Source organism: Nocardioides sp. HB32, from assembly GCF_054058995.1.
This window is the reverse complement of sequence record NZ_JBSSBS010000001.1, coordinates 69,894-89,187: the sequence shown is the minus strand read 5'-3', so window position 1 is coordinate 89,187 and position 19,294 is coordinate 69,894. Positions and strand designations below refer to the sequence as shown.

General features: G+C 68.4%; 17 protein-coding genes, 1 tRNA gene and 1 pseudogene. All 19 read left to right on the top strand.

Annotated elements, in window-relative coordinates; all coding sequences use genetic code 11:
- The first annotated feature begins 16 nt into the window (after positions 1–16).
- Positions 17–89: transfer RNA gene (locus ACVW2K_RS00435), tRNA-Trp, on the top strand.
- Between the two features lie 36 nt (positions 90–125).
- Positions 126–371 carry a preprotein translocase subunit SecE gene (gene secE, locus ACVW2K_RS00430; RefSeq protein ID WP_442937164.1) on the top strand — a complete coding sequence of 82 codons (246 nt, stop codon included), beginning with the start codon at positions 126–128 and terminating at the stop codon, positions 369–371.
- A 53-nt stretch (positions 372–424) separates the two neighbouring features.
- Positions 425–1,318, top strand: a complete 894-nt coding sequence (gene nusG, locus ACVW2K_RS00425) for a transcription termination/antitermination protein NusG (protein WP_457201133.1) — start codon at positions 425–427, stop codon at positions 1,316–1,318.
- Positions 1,319–1,460: 142 nt separating this feature from the next.
- Positions 1,461–1,889, top strand: a complete 429-nt coding sequence (gene rplK, locus ACVW2K_RS00420; RefSeq protein ID WP_028637305.1) for a 50S ribosomal protein L11 — start codon at positions 1,461–1,463, stop codon at positions 1,887–1,889.
- A 59-nt stretch (positions 1,890–1,948) separates the two neighbouring features.
- Positions 1,949–2,671 carry a 50S ribosomal protein L1 gene (gene rplA / locus ACVW2K_RS00415; protein WP_036570147.1) on the top strand — a complete coding sequence of 241 codons (723 nt, stop codon included), beginning with the start codon at positions 1,949–1,951 and terminating at the stop codon, positions 2,669–2,671.
- A gap of 315 nt (positions 2,672–2,986) precedes the next feature.
- Entirely contained in the window at positions 2,987–3,679 is a 693-nt protein-coding gene (gene rplJ / locus ACVW2K_RS00410) for a 50S ribosomal protein L10 (RefSeq protein WP_457201132.1), read from the top strand.
- Positions 3,680–3,766: 87 nt separating this feature from the next.
- Positions 3,767–4,162: a 50S ribosomal protein L7/L12 gene (gene rplL, locus ACVW2K_RS00405; RefSeq protein WP_457201131.1), complete on the top strand. Its 396-nt coding sequence runs from the start codon at positions 3,767–3,769 to the stop codon at positions 4,160–4,162.
- Positions 4,163–4,457: 295 nt separating this feature from the next.
- Positions 4,458–5,412, top strand: a pseudogene (locus ACVW2K_RS00400) (ABC transporter ATP-binding protein).
- A 9-nt stretch (positions 5,413–5,421) separates the two neighbouring features.
- Entirely contained in the window at positions 5,422–6,207 is a 786-nt protein-coding gene (locus ACVW2K_RS00395) for an MlaE family ABC transporter permease (protein ID WP_028637310.1), read from the top strand.
- Between the two features lie 5 nt (positions 6,208–6,212).
- Entirely contained in the window at positions 6,213–7,040 is an 828-nt protein-coding gene (locus ACVW2K_RS00390) for an MlaE family ABC transporter permease (protein ID WP_028637311.1), read from the top strand.
- A 16-nt stretch (positions 7,041–7,056) separates the two neighbouring features.
- Complete coding sequence (locus ACVW2K_RS00385; protein ID WP_028637312.1) at positions 7,057–8,334, top strand: MCE family protein; 1,278 nt, start codon at positions 7,057–7,059, stop codon at positions 8,332–8,334.
- Entirely contained in the window at positions 8,331–9,365 is a 1,035-nt protein-coding gene (locus tag ACVW2K_RS00380; RefSeq protein ID WP_028637313.1) for an MCE family protein, read from the top strand. The genes ACVW2K_RS00385 and ACVW2K_RS00380 overlap by 4 nt, the downstream gene beginning before the upstream one ends.
- A 64-nt stretch (positions 9,366–9,429) precedes the next feature.
- Entirely contained in the window at positions 9,430–10,413 is a 984-nt protein-coding gene (locus tag ACVW2K_RS00375; protein WP_028637314.1) for an MCE family protein, read from the top strand.
- Positions 10,410–11,549, top strand: a complete 1,140-nt coding sequence (locus ACVW2K_RS00370) for an MCE family protein (protein ID WP_457201130.1) — start codon at positions 10,410–10,412, stop codon at positions 11,547–11,549. The genes ACVW2K_RS00375 and ACVW2K_RS00370 overlap by 4 nt, the downstream gene beginning before the upstream one ends.
- Positions 11,546–12,964, top strand: a complete 1,419-nt coding sequence (locus ACVW2K_RS00365; RefSeq protein WP_457201129.1) for an MCE family protein — start codon at positions 11,546–11,548, stop codon at positions 12,962–12,964. Before ACVW2K_RS00370 ends, ACVW2K_RS00365 begins: the two co-directional genes overlap by 4 nt.
- Positions 12,961–14,235, top strand: coding sequence for an MCE family protein (locus ACVW2K_RS00360; protein ID WP_028637315.1), 1,275 nt, complete (start codon positions 12,961–12,963; stop codon positions 14,233–14,235). The genes ACVW2K_RS00365 and ACVW2K_RS00360 overlap by 4 nt, the downstream gene beginning before the upstream one ends.
- A 56-nt stretch (positions 14,236–14,291) precedes the next feature.
- The gene (locus tag ACVW2K_RS00355; RefSeq protein WP_028637316.1) at positions 14,292–14,810 is read left to right on the top strand and encodes a hypothetical protein; all 519 of its coding nucleotides are present in this window, start codon (positions 14,292–14,294) and stop codon (positions 14,808–14,810) included.
- Positions 14,807–15,544, top strand: coding sequence for a DnaJ domain-containing protein (locus ACVW2K_RS00350; RefSeq protein ID WP_457201128.1), 738 nt, complete (start codon positions 14,807–14,809; stop codon positions 15,542–15,544). The genes ACVW2K_RS00355 and ACVW2K_RS00350 overlap by 4 nt, the downstream gene beginning before the upstream one ends.
- Before the next feature lie 262 nt (positions 15,545–15,806).
- Positions 15,807–19,271: a DNA-directed RNA polymerase subunit beta gene (gene rpoB, locus ACVW2K_RS00345; RefSeq protein WP_051549168.1), complete on the top strand. Its 3,465-nt coding sequence runs from the start codon at positions 15,807–15,809 to the stop codon at positions 19,269–19,271.
- The last annotated feature ends 23 nt before the right edge of the window (positions 19,272–19,294 follow it).

The window sequence follows — 19,294 nt, the reverse complement described above, 5'->3', positions numbered from 1 at the left end:
CGGGGCCTACCGGCGAAGGGCACTAGCTCAACTGGCAGAGCATCGGTCTCCAAAACCGAAGGTTGGGGGTTCAAGTCCCTCGTGCCCTGCAAGGACGAACACAGTCGGTTCGACGACGAGGAGAGGTGAAGGACGTGCCGGACAGCAAGGCGGTCCGTGGTCCGCGCGGAGGGAGCACCCAGAAGCGCACCAGCCTCCCGGTGTTCTACCGGCAGGTGGTCGCGGAGCTCCGGAAGGTCGTCTACCCGACGCAGGAGCAGCTGGTCACGTACTTCATCGTGGTCATGGTGTTCGTCGTCTTCATGATGGTGCTCGTGTCCCTGCTCGACCTGGGCTTCGGCAAGCTCACGTTCGCCGTCTTCAGCGGCTAGCCGGACCGAGCCCACCCCCCGATTCCTTGCCCGATTCTTTGATGGAGCAGTACGTGTCTGAGCAGGAGAACGACTCGGTGCAGTCCGAGGAGACGACCCCCGAGGTCGAGCCGTCCCTCGAGGACCAGTACGGCGAGCCGAACGACGGGCCCGAGGTCGAGGACGACCCGCGCCTGGACGCCGAGGTCACCGACGAGGACAGCGACGCGGCCATGGGCCTCGACGACACCGAGGACGGCGGCGCGAGCAGCCGGGGGATGTCCGGGGCTGAGGGCGACGAGGAGCCCACCGCCGCCGAGGACGGTGACGAGCCCGACGAGAACGACCCGCTCGAGGCCTTCCGGCGCGAGCTCTGGGCGAAGCCGGGCGACTGGTTCGTCGTCCACACCTACTCCGGCATGGAGAACAGGGTGAAGTCGAACCTCGAGAACCGCATCATCTCCCTCAACATGGAGGACTACATCCACGAGATCGTGGTCCCCACCGAGGAGGTCGCCGAGATCAAGAACGGCCAGCGCAAGATGGTCAAGCGCACCGTTCTCCCGGGCTACGTCCTGGTCCGCATGGACCTCACCGACGAGTCCTGGGCGGCCGTCCGCCACACCCCGTCGGTGACGGGCTTCGTCGGCCACAGCCACCAGCCGGTCCCGCTGTCGATGTCCGAGGTCGAGAACATGCTCGCCCCCGCCGTCGTCGCCCGCGCGGAGGCGGAGGCAGTCGCTGCCGGTGCCCCGTCCGGGTCCGGTGGCGGCGCCGCGAAGAAGCCGATCGAGGTCGCCGACTTCGACGTGTCCGACTCGGTCATGGTGGTCGACGGCCCGTTCGCCACGCTGCACGCCACGATCACCGAGATCAACGCGGAGTCCCAGCGGGTCAAGGCACTCGTCGAGATCTTCGGCCGCGAGACCCCGGTCGAGCTCAGCTTCAGCCAGATCCAGAAGGTCTGAGGCTCCCCGAGCCCGTCCGACCGCGATTTCGGGTTCGGCCGGGATCGCAGCACAATGGTTCGGTTGCCCTCGGGCAGCAGCACGGTGGCAGAGGCGTACGACGTACTCCTCGTCATGACCACGAGACAGAAAGAGAAGCAACATGCCTCCGAAGAAGAAGATCGCCGCACTGGTCAAGGTGCAGCTCCAGGCGGGTGCCGCGACTCCCGCTCCGCCGGTCGGTACCGCCCTCGGTCCGCACGGCGTGAACATCATGGAGTTCTGCAAGGCGTACAACGCCCAGACCGAGTCCATGCGCGGCAACGTCATCCCGGTCGAGATCACGATCTACGAGGACCGGTCCTTCACCTTCATCACGAAGACCCCGCCGGCCGCCGAGCTGATCAAGAAGGCCGCCGGTCTCCAGAAGGGCTCCGGCGTCCCGCACAAGGAGAAGGTCGGCAAGCTGACCAAGGACCAGGTGCGCGAGATCGCCCAGACGAAGCTCCCCGACCTCAACGCCAACGACATCGACGCCGCGATGAAGATCGTCGAAGGCACTGCCCGCTCCATGGGCGTCACGACCGACTGACAAACGTGGAAGAGCCGCGCTGGCTCGCTGACCACATCTCCTGGAAGTAGGAACACATCATGCAGCGCAGCAAGACCTATCGCGCGGCGTCGGAGCAGTTCGACAAGGACGAGCTCTACGCCCCGCTGACCGCGATCAAGATCGCGAAGACCACCAGCAAGAAGAAGTTCGACGAGACCGTGGACGTCGTCATGCGCCTCGGCGTCGACCCGCGCAAGGCGGACCAGATGGTCCGCGGCACGGTGAACCTGCCGCACGGCACCGGCAAGACCGCTCGCGTCCTCGTGTTCGCGAACGCCGACAAGGCCGAGGCCGCTCGTGAGGCGGGCGCCGACGTCGTCGGTGGCGACGAGCTCGTCGACAAGGTCGCCGGCGGGTGGCTCGACTTCGACGCCGTCGTCGCGACCCCGGACATGATGGGCAAGGTCGGCCGCCTCGGCCGCGTGCTCGGCCCCCGCGGCCTGATGCCGAACCCGAAGACCGGCACCGTGACGCCGGACGTGGCGAAGGCCGTGTCCGACATCAAGGGCGGCAAGATCGAGTTCCGCGTCGACCGGCACGCGAACCTGCACTTCATCATCGGCAAGGCGTCCTTCTCCGAGGTCCAGCTCGCGGAGAACTACGCCGCCGCGCTGGAGGAGGTGCTCCGTCTGAAGCCGGCCAGCTCCAAGGGCCGCTACATCAAGAAGGTCACCGTCTCCACGACGATGGGCCCCGGTGTCCAGGTCGACCCGAACCGCACCAAGAACGTCGCGGTCGAGGACGAGGCCGCCTCGGCCTGACCCCCAGCAACGCCGAGTCGGCGCAGTCTCAGCTGAGACTGCGCCGACTCGCATTTGAGACTGCGCCGACTCGGCCGTTGCGCCCGATTTGGTGCGCGGCCCGGGAGCGCCGTACTGTTCCTCCTGAAACCAGAGACCGCCGGTTGTCAGGCTGCGCCAGCAGCACGACCGAAGGTTCCGCGGAGACGCGGACGGCCAGCGCAGGTGACAGAGCAGGACCGGCACCACGCCGGACCATCCGCCCTGAGCCTGCGCTCGGGGCGTTCGTCTTTCCTGGGGATCTCCGAGTGGCGGTCGACCACCGGAAGGAGACCCATGGCGCGGGCAGACAAGCAGGCGGCCGTCGCGGAGATCGTTGAGTCCTTCAACGACAGCGCCGGCGCCGTGCTGACCGAGTACCGCGGTCTCACCGTGAAGCAGCTGCAGGACCTGCGGCGCTCACTCGGCGAGAACGCCAACTACGCCGTGGTCAAGAACACGCTGGCCAAGATCGCCGCCACCGAGGTGGGCATCTCGGGCTTCGACGACCTGCTGACCGGTCCGACCGCCATCGCCTTCATCAACGGCGACGTGGTCGAGGCGGCCAAGGGTCTGCGTGACTTTGCCAAGGCGAACCCGTCCCTTGTCATCAAGGGCGGCGTCCTGGACGGCAAGCCCCTCGACGCGGCTGAGGTGGCCAAGCTGGCCGACCTCGAGTCCCGTGAGGTGCTCCTGGGCAAGCTGGCCGGCGCGATGCTCGCGTCGCTCAGCCAGGCCGTCTACCTGCTCAACGCCCCGCTCGCCCAGGCCGCCCGTCTCGCGGGTGCGCTGCAGGCGAAGGCCGAGCAGGACCCCTCGATCCTCGCAGGTGGTGCCGGTACCGCGCCGGTCGCCGCCGAGGAGGCACCGGCCGCCGAGGCGACCGAGGCCCCCGCTGACGAGGCTCCCGCGGCTGAGGAGGCTCCCGCCGAGGAGCCCCCCGCTGCCGAGGCCGAGACCTCCGATGAGGGCGACGCCACCGAGGCCTGAGCCACCGCTCGGACCGACGTAACCAACCACCTGAAACCCGGCTCCGGCGCAATGCGCCAGAGCCACCGAATGGAAGGAACCGCCACCATGGCGAAGCTCAGCACCGACGAGCTCCTCGACGCGTTCAAGGAGATGACGCTGATCGAGCTCAGCGAGTTCGTGAAGCAGTTCGAGGACACCTTCGGCGTCACCGCCGCCGCCCCGGTCGCCGTTGCCGCGGCCCCGGCCGCCGGTGGCGCTGCTGCCGGTGGCGCCGACGAGGCCGCCGCGCAGGACGAGTTCGACGTCGTCCTCGAGGCCGCTGGTGACAAGAAGATCAACGTCATCAAGGAGGTCCGCGCGCTGACCTCCCTCGGCCTGAAGGAGGCCAAGGAGCTCGTGGAGTCGGCCCCGAAGCCGATCCTCGAGAAGGTCGCCAAGGACGCCGCGGAGAAGGCGAAGGAGGCGCTCGAGGGCGCCGGCGCCACCGTCACCCTCAAGTGACCCGCGCCAGCTGATCCGCAGCTGAACCGCCACGAGGGGCGGTCCACCCGATCCGGGTGGACCGTCCCTCGTGTCGTCCCCGCTCCCGCCGAGCCGCAGACGGTCCAGACGGGCCCGCCGGACAGGTGTACGACGGCAGGAAGTGGGAAGGAAACCCGCGCGTAACTTCGCGGCGGTCGTCGCGTTGTTACCGGTCAGTGGGAGACGGGGGAGCGTGTCAGCCACGCCCGGGGAGCCGGTCCGGGCGCGCGCGCTTCACCGGAGAGCACAGGGGCAATGGAGGGACAGGGCGGACATGGGCGTTGAGATCAAGGTCGAACACCTCTCGAAGTCGTTCGGCAAGCAGCTGATCTGGGGTGACGTGACGCTGACCGTCCCCGCGGGTGAGATCTGCGTGATGCTCGGCCCGTCCGGCACCGGCAAGTCCGTCTTCCTCAAGACCCTGATCGGCCTGCTCAAGCCCGACCAGGGCTCGATCGTCATCGAGGGCACCGACATCGCCACCTGCTCCGAGAAGGAGCTCTCACGAGATCCGCAAGCTGTTCGGAGTGCTGTTCCAGGACGGCGCGATGTTCGGCTCGATGAACCTCTACGACAACGTCGCCTTCCCGCTGCGCGAGCACACCAGGAAGTCCGAGTCCGAGATCCGCGACATCGTCATGGAGAAGATGGACCTGGTCGGCCTGATCGGCGCCGAGGACAAGCTGCCGGGCGAGATCTCCGGCGGCATGCGCAAGCGCGCGGGCCTCGCCCGCGCCCTGGTGCTCGATCCCGAGATCGTCCTCTTCGACGAGCCGGACTCCGGTCTGGACCCGGTCCGGACCGCGTTCCTCAACCAGCTGATCGTCGACCTCAACGCCCAGATCGACGCGACCTTCCTGATCGTCACCCACGACATCAACACCGCCCGGACCGTCCCGGACAACATCGGCCTGCTCTACCACCGTCACCTCGCGATGTTCGGCCCCCGGGAGATGCTGCTCTCCTCCGAGGAGCCGGTCGTGCGCCAGTTCCTCAACGCCCAGCGGGTCGGCCCGATCGGCATGTCGGAGGAGAAGGACGCCGACGAGCTCGAGGCGGAGAAGGGCCAGGAGCTCCCCCCGCTCCCGCCCATCCCGCTCCAGATCGACCCGTCCAACGGCATCGCGCGCCGCAGCCAGCGCGAGCCCGGCGAGTGGTGCCGGCAGAACGGCGTCACGCCGCCTCCGGGCTCGTTCGAGGCCAACACGGCCGTGGCGGCGGGGGTCTGAGGCAACCCCATGTCCAACCTCACCGCGAGCCGGGTGCTCGCACCCGTCGGGACCGCGGGGAAGCTGTTCGCGTTCGGCCTCGACGTCGGCCGCGGGCTGTTCCGTCGGCCCTTCCAGCTGCGCGAGTTCCTCCAGCAGGCCTGGTTCATCGCCTCCGTCACGATCATCCCCACGGCGCTGGTCGCGATCCCGTTCGGCGCGGTCATCGCGCTCCAGGTCGGGGGCTTGGTCAAGCAGTTCGGAGCCCAGTCCTTCACCGGCTCCGCGGCCGTGCTCGCCGTGGTCCGCGAGGCCGGGCCGATCGCGACCTCGCTGCTGATCGCCGGCGCCGGCGGATCGGCCATCGCGGCCGACCTCGGCGCTCGGAAGATCCGCGAGGAGCTCGACGCGATGATGGTGCTCGGCATCGACCCGATCCAGCGCCTCGTCGTCCCGCGGGTGCTGGCCTGCATGCTGGTCGCGGTGTTCCTCAACGGCTTGGTCAGCGTCGTCGGCGTCGCCGGCGGCTACGTCTTCAACGTGGTCCTGCAGGACGGCACGCCAGGCGCCTACCTGTCGAGCTTCACAGCCCTCGCCCAGCTGCCCGACCTCTGGCAGGGCATGGTCAAGGCGCTGGTCTTCGGGCTGATCGCCGCGATCGTGGCCTGCTACAAGGGCATGAACGCCGCGGGCGGTCCGAAGGGTGTCGGCGACGCCGTGAACGAGTCCGTCGTCATCACCTTCATGCTCCTGTTCGTCGTCAACTTCGTGATGAGCGCGATCTACTTCCAGCTCGTCCCTCCAAAGACGGGTTAGCGACCATGGCGAACATCCGGGCCGTGTACGTCAGGCCCCTCCGGACCCTCGACAGCCTCGGTGAAGAGCTCGCGTTCTTCATCAAGGCGCTCGCGTGGACCCCGCGCACCCTGCGGCGCTACAAGAAGGAGATCCTCCGCATCCTCGCGGAGGTCACGCTCGGCTCCGGCGCACTCGCCGTCATCGGCGGCACGGTCGGCGTCATCACCGCGATGTGCTTCTTCACCGGCACCGAGGTCGGCCTCCAGGGGTACGCCGCCCTGAACCAGCTGGGCACCGCGGCGTTCTCGGGCTTCGTGTCGGCGTACTTCAACACCCGTGAGATCGCGCCCCTGGTCGCCGGCATCGCCCTGGCCGCGACCGTGGGCTGCGGCTTCACCGCCCAGCTCGGGGCGATGCGGATCTCCGAGGAGGTGGACGCGCTCGAGGTGATGGCGATCCCGTCGCTGCCGTTCCTCGTGACCACCCGCATCATCGGCGGCCTGATCGCGATCATCCCGCTCTACGTGGTCGGCCTGCTGTCGTCGTACTTCGCGACCCGGCTCACGGTCACCCAGTTCTTCGGGCAGAGCACGGGCACCTACGACCACTACTTCAACACGTTCCTGCCGCCCGGCGACGTGGTGTGGTCGTTCGGCAAGGTGCTCGTCTTCGCGGTCACGGTGATCCTGATCCACTGCTACCACGGCTACACGGCCTCCGGCGGTCCCGCGGGTGTCGGCGTCGCGGTCGGCCGGGCCGTGCGCACGAGCATCGTCGCGATCAACGTCATCGACCTGTTCCTGTCGATGGCGATCTGGGGCGCCTCGACGACCGTCCGGCTGGCCGGGTGACGCGGGTGGTGATCCAGTGCGGCTGACGGCCTCCCACAAGCTCCTCGGCATCGTCTTCATCCTGATCCTGCTCGCCGGGGTCTGGTTCACCTATGCCGTGTTCACGAAGAAGTTCACCGACTACGACGAGGTGAAGCTCCAGACGTCCACGATCGGGCTCCAGCTCCCCACCAGGGCGGACGTCAAGATCCGGGGCGTCATCGTCGGCGAGGTCCTCGACTTCCAGTCCGACGCCGAGGGCGCCGAGCTCACCCTCGGCATCTACCCGAGCCAGATCGACACGATCCCGGCCAACGTCACCGGCTCGATCGTGCCCAAGACCCTGTTCGGCGAGAAGTACGTCGCCCTGGACGTGCCCGCGGACCCGGCGCCGGGCCACCTGGAGGCCGGCGACGAGATCACCCGCACCCAGGTCTCGGTCGAGGTCGAGAAGGTCCTCTCCGACCTCTACCCGCTGCTGCGCACGGTCCAGCCCGCCGACCTCAACATGACCCTGAACGCGATGGCCACGGCGCTCGAGGGCCGCGGGGACCAGCTCGGCCAGAACCTCGAGACCGTCGACAGCTACCTGAAGCGGATCAACCCGCAGATCCCGGCGCTGGTCCAGGACCTGAAGATGACCGCACAGGTGTCCGACACCTACGCCCAGGTGATGCCGCAGATCGCCGACATCCTCGACAACACCGTGAAGACCGGCACCACCCTCGAGGGCCGCGAGGTCAAGCTGCACGCGCTGTTCGACAACGTGTCGGCGTTCGCCGACACGGCCAAGGGCTTCTTGGACGAGAACGGCGACAACATGATCCGGCTCAGCCACGTCGGCCAGGAGCAGTTCCGGGTGTTCGCGAAGTACGCCCCGGAGTACTCCTGCCTCACCCGTGGCATCGTCAACGCCGGCAAGCTGCAGGCCGAGGCGTTCCGCGGCTTCGTCCTGCACATCGTGCTCGAGACGCTGCCGAACCAGCCTCGCCCCTACGGTCCGCAGGACAAGCCGCACTACGGCGAGGACCGCGGCGAGAACTGCCTGCACCTGCCCAACCCGCCGTGGTCGCAGTCGAACCCGGTCCGGCACCAGCCCGACTTCAACGACGGCGTCGACGAGCCGACCGGCAAGGGCACCGACCGCGTCGTACCGAACCAGTACTTCCGCACCTCCGTCGGGACGACCCAGGAGGACGAGCTGCTGCGCTCCCTGCTCGGCCCCGCGCTCGGGATGAGCGCCGCCGACGTCCCTGACCTCGGGCTGCTGCTCGTCGGCCCGATGGCACGTGGAGCGGAGGTGTCGCTGCGATGAAGGGCCTGGACCGCCGGACCGCCGGCGACCTCACGAAGCTGCTGATCTTCATCGTGATCACGACGCTCGCGACCTCGGTGCTGGTGATGACGATCGGCAACATCTCGTTCGCGCCGAAGACCGACTACAAGGCGGAGTTCGTCGACGCCACCGGCGTCGTGAAGGGTGACGACGTCCGGATCGCCGGCGTGAAGGTGGGCACCGTCAAGGACGTCCAGATCGTCGACCGCACCCGCGCCCTGGTCACGTTCTCGGTCGAGAACTCGACGCAGCTGAGCCAGGCGACGCACGCCGCGATCCGCTACCGCAACCTGGTCGGGCAGCGCTACATCGCGCTGACCAACGAGATCGGCGACTCCTCGCCGATGGAGGCAGGCGACACGATCCCGGTCGCCCAGACCTCGCCGGCGCTCGACCTGACCGTGCTGTTCAACGGCTTCAAGCCGCTGTTCCAGGCCCTGTCGCCGGCCGACATCAACCAGCTCTCCTACGAGATCGTCCAGGTGTTCCAGGGCGAGGGCGGCAACCTCGAGCAGCTGCTCACCCACACGGCGTCGGTCACCAACACGTTGGCCAGCCGCGACCAGGTGATCGGCTCGCTCATCGACAACCTCAACGAGGTGCTCGACCACATCGGTGACCGCGACGTGCAGCTGAGCCGGCTGATCACGACCTTCCGCACCTTCGTGGGTGGCCTCAAGGACGACCGGGAGGCGATCCTGGGCTCCCTGGACAAGATCTCCCAGCTGTCGGTGCAGACCGCCGACCTGGTGTCCGGCATCCGCCGCCCGTTCGTCGACGACGTCAAGCAGCTGCGGCGCGTCGCCGGCAACCTCGACGCGGGCAAGTCCGAGCTCGACCGGGCCCTGCAGGTGCTCCCGATCAAGCTCAACAAGGTCGGCCGCACCGCGACGTACGGCTCGTGGTTCAACTTCTACCTCTGCCACTTCCAGGGCCGGATCCGCGTGCCCGGAGGCCAGTCCGTCCCGGTGGACTACACCACCGGCAGCCCCAGGTGTGATCTCGGATGACTCACCCCACGAAGTTCTTCTCCCCCGCTGCGTTCCTCCGAACAACTTCGAGGGGGCCCCGAAGATGAGCGTCCCCTTCCGCGAGCGCAACCCCGTCGTGATCGGGGCCGTCAGCCTCGCCGTGATCGCCCTGCTGATCCTGGGTGCCTTCCGCGCGCAGGACCTGCCGCTGATCGGCGGCGGCGACACCTACTACGCCGCGTTCTCCGAGTCCGGCGGCCTCAAGGCGAACGACGAGGTGCGCATCGCCGGCGTCCGGGTCGGGAAGGTCGAGAGCGTCGCGCTCGAGGGCGACCACGTGAAGGTCACGTTCCGCGTGGACACGCCGTCGGAGTTCGGCACCGACACCCGAGCGGCGATCAAGGTCAAGACCCTCCTCGGCGCGATGTACCTCTCGCTCGAGCCCGCCGGCGACGGCCAGCTCGCTGAGGGCGCGGAGATCCCGGTCGACCGCACCAGCTCGCCGTACGACGTGGTCGACGCGTTCTCCGGCCTGGCGCAGACCTCCGAGCGGATCGACACCGACCGGCTCGCGAAGTCGCTGACCACGCTGGCCGACCTGACCCGCAACACCCCCGAGGAGTTCCGCAGCGCGCTGCACGGCGTCTCGGCGCTCTCCTCGAACATCGCCGCGCGCGACGAGCAGATCAACTCGCTGCTGAAGAACCTGAAGCGGGTCTCCAGCGTCCTCGACGAGCGCGACGACGACATCGTCGGCCTGATGAAGGACTCCGACGTGCTCTTCCGCGCCCTGGTGGCCCGTCGGGAGGCCGTGCACAACCTGCTCGTCTCCACCAGCCAGCTGTCGAAGGAGCTGACCGCCCTGGTCCAGCAGAGCCGGGCCGACCTGAAGCCGGCGCTCGAGCACCTCGAGAACGTCGTCCTCGTGCTGAACAAGAACGAGGACAACCTCGACAACAGCCTGCGGCTGATGGCGCCCTTCTACCGGGTGTTCGCCAGCACGTTGGGCGGCGGCCCCTGGTTCGACACCTACATCCAGAACATGCCGCCCGTGCCGGACGTGCAGAACGGCGGTGGTGTGGGATGAGCATCCTGAAGAGGGCCGTGGTCCCCGCGATCATCGTGCTGGCGCTGGTCGCCGGCGCGTTCGCGATGTTCCGCGGCGGCGACACCAGGACCCTGACGGCGCACTTCCCCCGCACGATCTCGATCTACGAGGGCAGCGACGTCCGGGTCCTCGGGGTGCCCGTGGGGCAGGTCGACAAGGTGACGCCGTCCGGCACCGACGTGGTCGTGACCATGTCCTACGACGCGGACGTGAAGATCCCCGCCGACGCCAAGGCCGTGATCATCGCGCCGTCGATCGTCGGCGACCGGTTCGTCCAGCTCACGCCCGTCTACACCGGCGGCGACGTGATGTCCGACGGAGCGACGCTCTCGACGGACCGCACGGCGGTCCCGCTCGAGCTCGACCAGATCTACAGCAGCCTCGACGACCTGACCGTCGCACTCGGGCCGACCGGCGCGAACAAGGACGGTGCGCTGAGCGACCTCCTCGAGACGACGGCCGCGAACTTCGGCGGCGAGGGCGCGAAGTTCCACCAGACCATCCAGGACTTCGGCAAGCTCAGCCAGACCCTCGACGACAACAAGGACGAGCTGTTCGGCTCGGCCCGCGAGCTGGAGGGCTTCATCGGCACCCTCGCCCGGAACGACCAGACCGTGCGCAAGTTCAACCGGTCGCTCAGCGACGCGTCGGGCATGCTCGCCGGCGAGCGCCAGGAGCTGAGCGCGTCGCTCCGCAACCTCGCGACCGCGCTCGGCCAGGTCGGCACGTTCGTCCGGGAGAACCGCGACGTGCTGGGCCGCAACATCTCGGGCCTGAACCGGGTCTCGCAGGTTCTCGTGAAGCGCCGCGACCAGCTCGACGAGATCCTCGGCACCGCCCCGCTGGCGCTGAACAACCTCGCGCTGACGTACAACCCGCAGGCCGGGACGCTCGACACCAACGCCAACCTCGGTGAGCTGGCCAACCAGGTGCAGTCCGACCCGTCCTCGCTGATCTGCGGGTTCCTCAGCCAGGCCGACCACTCCGGCGCGTTGTGCGACCTGGTGCAGCAGGCGTTGAAGCGACCGGCTCCCGGTTCCGGCGGGGCACGCCCGGCGACGACCGGTGACCGGTACGACCCGTCGCTCGGTGGCTTCGTGGGGGTGGACCGATGAGGCCCCTCAGGATGGTCCGGGCACTGGTGGCCCTGCTCGCCGGCGCGCTGCTGCTGACCGGCTGCGACTTCGACGTCTACAAGCTGCCGCTCCCGGGCGGGACCAGCGTGGACGACCCGATCACGGTGAAGGCCGAGTTCGCCGACGTGCTCGACCTGGTGCCCAAGTCGACGGTCAAGGTGAACGACGTGAGCGTCGGCCAGATCACCGACGTCGAGCTGGTCGGCGGGCACGCCGAGGTCACCATGGAGATCCCGCGGGACACCGACCTCCCGGACAACTCGATCGCCGAGATCCGGCAGACCAGCCTCCTCGGCGAGAAGTTCGTGTCGCTCAGCCCGCCGTCGCAGAACCCGTCCGACAACCCGCTCGGCGACGGTGACGTCATCGACCTCGACCACACGGGCCGCAACCCGGAGGTGGAGGAGGTGCTCGGCGCTCTGAGCCTGCTGCTCAACGGCGGCGGCGTGGCCCAGCTCAAGACCATCTCCGACGAGCTGAACAAGGTCTTCGAGGGCCGGGAGGACACCGCCCGGTCGGTGCTCGACGAGATCCGCCAGTTCATGGGCCAGCTCGACGACAACAAGCAGAACATCGTCGACGCCATCGACTCCCTCAACAACCTCGCCGTCTCCGTGCGGCACCAGCAGAGCTCGATCGACGCCGCTCTCGACGAGCTGCCCGGCGCGCTCACCTCGATCGACCAGCAGCGCCAGGACCTGGTCAAGATGCTGACCTCGCTCAACCGGCTGGGCGGCGTCGGTGTCCGGGTGATCGAGGCGTCCAAGGCCGGGACCATCGAGACGCTCCGCCAGCTCAACCCGGTGCTCACCGAGCTCGGCAACGCCGGGTCGGCGTTCGTGAAGTCGTTCAACGTCTTCCTGACGTACCCCTTCGTCGACGAGGTCGTCGGTCGCGACCCCCAGGTGGCCCGCAACCTGCACATGGGCGACTACACGAACCTGTCGATCCAGCTGGATCTCGACGTGACCGGCGGTGCCACCGGGCTGCCGACGGAGCTGCCCACCGTGCTGCCCTCGGACCTCGACCCGACCGTCCTGCTGGACCGGGTCACCCGGTGCATCCGTAGCGGTGACCTCACCAGCAAGCCGTGCACGAAGCTGCTGAGCAGCGTCCAAGGGCTCGCCCAGCTCAAGCAGGCCTGCCTGAAGAAGAAGAACGAGAAGACCGCGGTCTGCCGCGCGCTCAACCAGATCCCGGGCCTGCCGGGCGCACCCGGCGGCGGGGCCGGCGGGCTCCCGAGCAGCCTGCCGTCGCTGCCCGGCATCCTCGGCCTGGGCCGGACCGGTGTCGGCCCGACCCAGCAGGCACACGGTCCGACCATGGGCCAGCTCAGCCGGATGTTCGACCCCGCGCTGGTGCGGCTCCTCGTCCCGGGGATGGTGACCCGTTGATCACTCGACGCACCCGCATCCAGCTGCTCGTGTTCGTCGCGATCACGCTGCTCGGCGTCAGTTACGTCGGCGCCCGGTACGCCCGGCTGGACCGCGTCTTCTTCGACGACCACTACACGGTGACCGCGCACTTCGCGGACTCCGGCGGCATCTTCGCCGGCGGCGAGGTGTCGTACCGCGGCGTGCAGGTCGGGCAGGTGGGCAAGCTGGTGCTCACCGACGCCGGCGTCGACGTGGTCATGGACATCGACAACGGCTACGACGACATCCCGGCCGACGCGCTGGCGGTGGTCGGCAACCGGTCGGCGGTCGGCGAGCAGTACGTCGAGCTGCAGCCGCAGACCGACAACGCGCCGTACCTCACCGACGGCTCCCAGATCGCGCAGGACGACACCCGGACCCCGATCCCGACCCAGAAGCTGCTCAGCGACATCGTGAACACCACCAGCTCGGTGGACCAGCAGGCGCTGGCGACCACGGTCGACGAGCTCGGCCAGGCGTTCGGCGGCACCGGCAAGGACCTGCAGCGGATCATCGACACCGGCAACGCCTTCATCAAGGAGGCGAACGCCAACTTCGACACCACGACGGCGCTGATCCGCGACAGCAACACCGTGCTCCAGGGCCAGCTCGACTCCACGCAGGCCATCAGGTCGTTCGCCCGCGACATGAGCCTGTTCAGCGGCAGCCTGGCCGGCAGTGACGCCGCGCTGCGCCAGGTCATCGACGACGGCTCGGCGACCGCGAACGAGCTGCGGACCTTCCTGGAGGAGAACCAGGTCGACCTCGGGCAGCTGATCAACAACGCGGTGACCACCGGTGACGTGATCGTCAAGCACCTCGACGGCATCGCGCAGATCCTGGTCATCTACCCCTACGTCGTGGAGGGCGGCTTCACGGTCGTCTCCAAGTCCCCGGAGACCGGCCTGTACGACGCGCACTTCGGGATGGTCCTCACCAACAGGCCGGTCTGCCACCACGGCTACGAGGGCACCGACACCCGGCCCCCGCAGGACGGGTCGAACCGGCCGATGAACACGGCGGCGGGCTGCCGGGAGCCGATCGCGATGAGCAACGCGCGCGGTCCGCAGAACCTGCCGCCGGGCGACTCGAAGTACCGCGCCCCGGTCGCGACGTACGACCCGGACACCGCGAAGCTGCACTGGGGGAGCCGGGTGGACCCGGCGTTGGCGCCGACCGGTACCTTGGCACCGCTTGCCTTCGGGAAGGAGTCGTGGAAGTGGCTGTTCCTCCAGCCCCTGCTGCCCTGAGCACCGGGACTGACGAGACGCCGCGTTCTGCCACCTTCCGACTCGTCCTGCTCGTCGTGCTCGTCGTGCTGCTGCTCGTGTCCGCCGGCCTGCTGGTCTGGCTGCTGGCCGACCGCCGTGGCGAGGCCGACGACCTCCAGTCGGAGCGCGAGGCGGTGATGTCCCAGACCGAGCAGTTCGTGCTCCGGCTCAACACCTACGGCCCCGACGACCTCGACGACCAGGGCCACCTCACGACGTACAAGGACAGCGTCGCCGAGGTGATCACCCCGAAGTTCTCCAGCGACTTCGAGCAGTCCGGGCTCCCGATCGCGGAGCAGACCGTCCAGCAGGCCGGCTATGCCCGCACCGCCGACGTGTTCGGCGTGGGCGTGCAGTCCCTCGACGCCGACTCGGCCGTCGCGATCGTGGCCGCCGGCCTCACCAGCACCTACCCCGATCCGAAGCACCCCGACGACGACTCCAAGCGGGTCTCCGGCGGGGAGGACGTGCTGCGCTGGGAGGTCGACCTGGTCAAGACCGACGGCACCTGGCTCGTCGACGACTACTCGCCGGTGACGGGGGAGACCCAGTGAGCGCCCCGACCTGGTACGACGTCCTCGACGTGAGCCCGGCCGCCTCCGCCGAGGAGATCCGGGCGGCGTGGCGCGCCGCGATCGCCGACCTGGACCCGACCGACCGGCGCTTCGGCGCGCTCAACCAGGCGGCCGAGGTGCTGCTCGACCCGGAGCGGCGTGCGGCGTACGACGCGGAGCTGGCACCTGCCGAGCCCGAGCCTGAGCCCGAAGTCGCCTCGCCCGGGGTGGTGCAACCCCTCGGCGAGCGGCGGCGGGTCGTCCCGGCCTGGCTGCTGATCGCGCTCGCGGCCGCGGTGCTGATCGTGGCCGGGGTCGCGACGTACGTCTATGTGACCGAGCCGTCCGACCACTCGGTCGAGGACGCCACCTCGGCCGCCCAGTCGGCCGCCGAGCGCGCGGTCGTGCCGATCCTGTCCTACGACGCGAAGCACCTCGACGAGTCCCGCGCGGCGGCGGAGCAGTACCTCACCGGTGACTACCGCAAGCAGTACGACCAGCTGTTCGACGGCATCATCAAGGAGAACGCGCCGTCCACCGGCACCGTGCTCAAGGCCGACCTGGTCCGCTCGAGCATCGTGCGCGCCGGCGAGGATCGGGTCCAGGTGTTCGCGCTGGTCAACCAGACCCGCACCAACGACAAGGTGAAGACGCCGCAGGTCTACAAGAACTGGGTCACGATCACCATGGAGAAGGTCGGCGGGGACTGGCTGGTCTCCGGCATGGACACCTGATCATCCAGCCGGGGTGCCGCGCAGGCCGGCCGCTGGAGGGCCGGCCGACACGCCCTCCTCCACACGCCCGGCCGCGCTGCTTGACCGGAACGGGATCGGCGTTCATGATCGTCGGCAGCGGATTTGTCGCCGTTTGTGAGGCGCGCCCGCGTGCGGTAGGGTGAGAACTTGCGTCTGCCCTCAAATGCTCGTCAGCCTGCCCGGTGGCTGATCTTGTGGTGGGTCGACGCTGTTCGAAGAGCGAATCGTCGAAGGACACCTCTTGGCCGCGCGCACCACCTCTGGTAACTCCCGCCGCATCTCTTTCGCAAAGATCACCGAGCCTCTCGAGCTCCCGCAGCTCCTCTCCCTCCAGACCGACAGCTTCGACTGGCTGATCGGCAACGAGAAGTGGCAGAGCGCCGTCGAGCGTCGCCGCGGCGAGGGCGAAGACGTCTCCAGCAAGTCCGGCCTCCAGGAGATCTTCGAGGAGATCTCCCCGATCGAGGACTTCTCCGAGACGATGTCGCTGTCGTTCGAGAACCCGGTCTTCTACGACCCGAAGTACACCGTGGACGAGTGCAAGGAGAAGGACTTCACCTACTCCGCTCCGCTCTACGTCTCCGCGGAGTTCACCAACAACGACACCGGTGAGATCAAGGGCCAGACGGTCTTCATGGGCGACTTCCCGCTCATGACCGACAAGGGCACCTTCATCATCAACGGCACCGAGCGTGTCGTCGTGTCCCAGCTGGTCCGGTCCCCGGGCGTGTACTTCGAGCGCACCGCCGACAAGACCTCCGACAAGGACATCTACACCGCCAAGCTGATCCCGAGCCGGGGCGCCTGGCTGGAGTTCGAGATCGACAAGCGCGACATGGTCGGTGTCCGCCTCGACCGCAAGCGCAAGCAGAACGTCACCGTGCTGCTCAAGGCCCTCGGCTGGACCAACGAGCAGATCCGCGAGGAGTTCGGCGAGTTCGAGTCGATGATGCTCACCCTGGAGAAGGACCACACCCAGAACCAGGACGAGGCGCTGCTCGACATCTACCGCAAGCTCCGCCCGGGCGAGCCGCCGACGCGTGAGGCCGCGCAGACGCTGCTGAACAACTACTACTTCAACCCGAAGCGGTACGACCTCGCCAAGGTCGGTCGCTACAAGATCAACAAGAAGCTCGGCCTGGTCGAGGCGTTCGACCAGCAGACGCTGACGATCGACGACATCGTCGCCGCGATCAAGTACATCGTCGCGCTGCACGACGGCCGCGAGCAGGTCGAGTCGCCGCAGGGTGCGCTCGACATCACCGCCGACGACATCGACCACTTCGGCAACCGCCGCATGCGCACCGTCGGGGAGCTGATCCAGAACCAGCTCCGCACCGGCCTGGCGCGCATGGAGCGCGTGGTCCGCGAGCGGATGACGACCCAGGACGTCGAGGCGATCACGCCGCAGTCCCTGATCAACATCCGCCCGGTCGTCGCGGCGCTGAAGGAGTTCTTCGGCACCTCGCAGCTGTCGCAGTTCATGGACCAGACCAACCCGATCGCCGGCCTGACGCACAAGCGTCGCCTCTCGGCGCTCGGCCCCGGTGGTCTGTCCCGCGACCGCGCCGGCATGGAGGTCCGTGACGTCCACCCGTCGCACTACGGCCGGATGTGCCCGATCGAGACCCCGGAAGGCCCGAACATCGGCCTGATCGGCTCGCTCGCGTCGTTCGGGCGGATCAACCCGTTCGGCTTCGTCGAGACGCCGTACCGACGCGTCCAGAAGGGCCGGGTCACCGATCAGGTCGACTACCTCACCGCGGACGACGAGGACCGCTACGTCATCGCCCAGGCCAACGCGCCGCTCGACGAGAAGTTCAAGTTCGTCGAGGAGCGGGTGCTGGTCCGCCAGCGCGACGGCGAGGTCTCCGAGGTCCTGGCCGAGGAGGTGGACTACATGGACGTCTCCCCGCGCCAGATGGTGTCGGTGGCGACGGCCCTGATCCCCTTCCTCGAGCACGACGACGCCAACCGCGCGCTCATGGGCGCGAACATGCAGCGCCAGGCCGTGCCGCTGATCCGCAGCGACGCGCCGCTGGTCGGCACCGGCATCGAGTACCGCGCCGCGGTCGACGCCGGTGACGTGGTGGTCGCCACCGCTGCCGGTGTGGTCAAGGAGGTGTCCGCCGAGGTCGTCGAGACCATGAACGACGACGGCACCTACTCGACGTACAAGCTGGCGAAGTTCCGCCGCTCGAACCAGGGCACCTGCATCAACCAGCGCCCGCTGGTCGCCGAGGGTGACCGGGTCGAGGTCGGCTCGCCGATCGCCGACGGTCCGTGCACCGACGAGGCCGAGATGGCGCTGGGCACCAACCTGCTCGTGGCGTTCATGCCGTGGCAGGGCCACAACTACGAGGACGCGATCATCCTCAGCCAGCGCCTGGTGCAGGAGGACATCCTCACCTCGATCCACATCGAGGAGCACGAGGTCGACGCCCGCGACACCAAGCTCGGCCCCGAGGAGATCACCCGGGACATCCCGAACGTCTCCGAGGAGATGCTCGCCGACCTCGACGAGCGCGGCATCATCCGCATCGGCGCCGAGGTCAGCACGGGCGACGTGCTGGTCGGCAAGGTGACGCCGAAGGGCGAGACCGAGCTGACCCCGGAGGAGCGCCTGCTCCGCGCGATCTTCGGCGAGAAGGCGCGCGAGGTGCGCGACACCTCGATGAAGGTCCCGCACGGCGAGTCCGGCACGGTCATCGGCGTCCGCGTGTTCGACCGCGAGGACGGCGACGAGCTGCCGCCGGGCGTGAACCAGCTGGTCCGCGTCTACGTGGCGCAGAAGCGCAAGATCTCCGTGGGCGACAAGCTCGCCGGCCGCCACGGCAACAAGGGCGTCATCGCGAAGATCCTGCCGATCGAGGACATGCCGTTCATGGAGGACGGCACGCCCGTCGACGTCGTGCTCAACCCGCTGGGTGTGCCGCGACGGATGAACATCGGCCAGATCCTCGAGCTGCACCTCGGCTGGCTCGCGAAGCAGGGCTGGGACGTCAACCTCCACGACGACCCGAAGGCCGCGGACTGGAAGCAGCGCCTGATCAAGATCCACGCCGACAAGGCGGAGCCCGGCACCAAGGTCGCGACCCCGGTCTTCGACGGTGCCCGCGAGGACGAGATCACCGGCCTGCTCGGCTCGACGATCCCGAACCGGGACGGCGTGCGGATGATCGACAACACCGGCAAGGCGGACCTCTTCGACGGCCGCTCCGGTGAGCCGTTCCCCGAGCCCGTCGCGGTCGGCTACATGTACATCCTCAAGCTGCACCACCTCGTGGACGACAAGATCCACGCGCGCAGCACCGGCCCCTACTCGATGATCACGCAGCAGCCCCTGGGCGGTAAGGCCCAGTTCGGCGGCCAGCGGTTCGGCGAGATGGAGGTCTGGGCGATGGAGGCGTACGGCGCCGCCTACGCCCTGCAGGAGCTGCTCACGATCAAGTCGGACGACGTGCCTGGTCGCGTCAAGGTCTACGAGGCCATCGTGAAGGGCGAGAACATCCCCGACTCGGGCATCCCCGAGTCGTTCAAGGTGCTCGTCAAGGAGATGCAGTCGCTCTGCCTGAACGTCGAGGTGCTCAGCCAGGACGGCTCGCAGATCGAGCTCCGTGACGCGGAGGAGGACGTCTTCCGCGCCGCCGAGGAGCTCGGCATCGACCTCTCCCGTCGCGAGCCCAGCAGCGTCGAAGAAGTCTGAGTCACGCGGGGGCGTCCACGTGA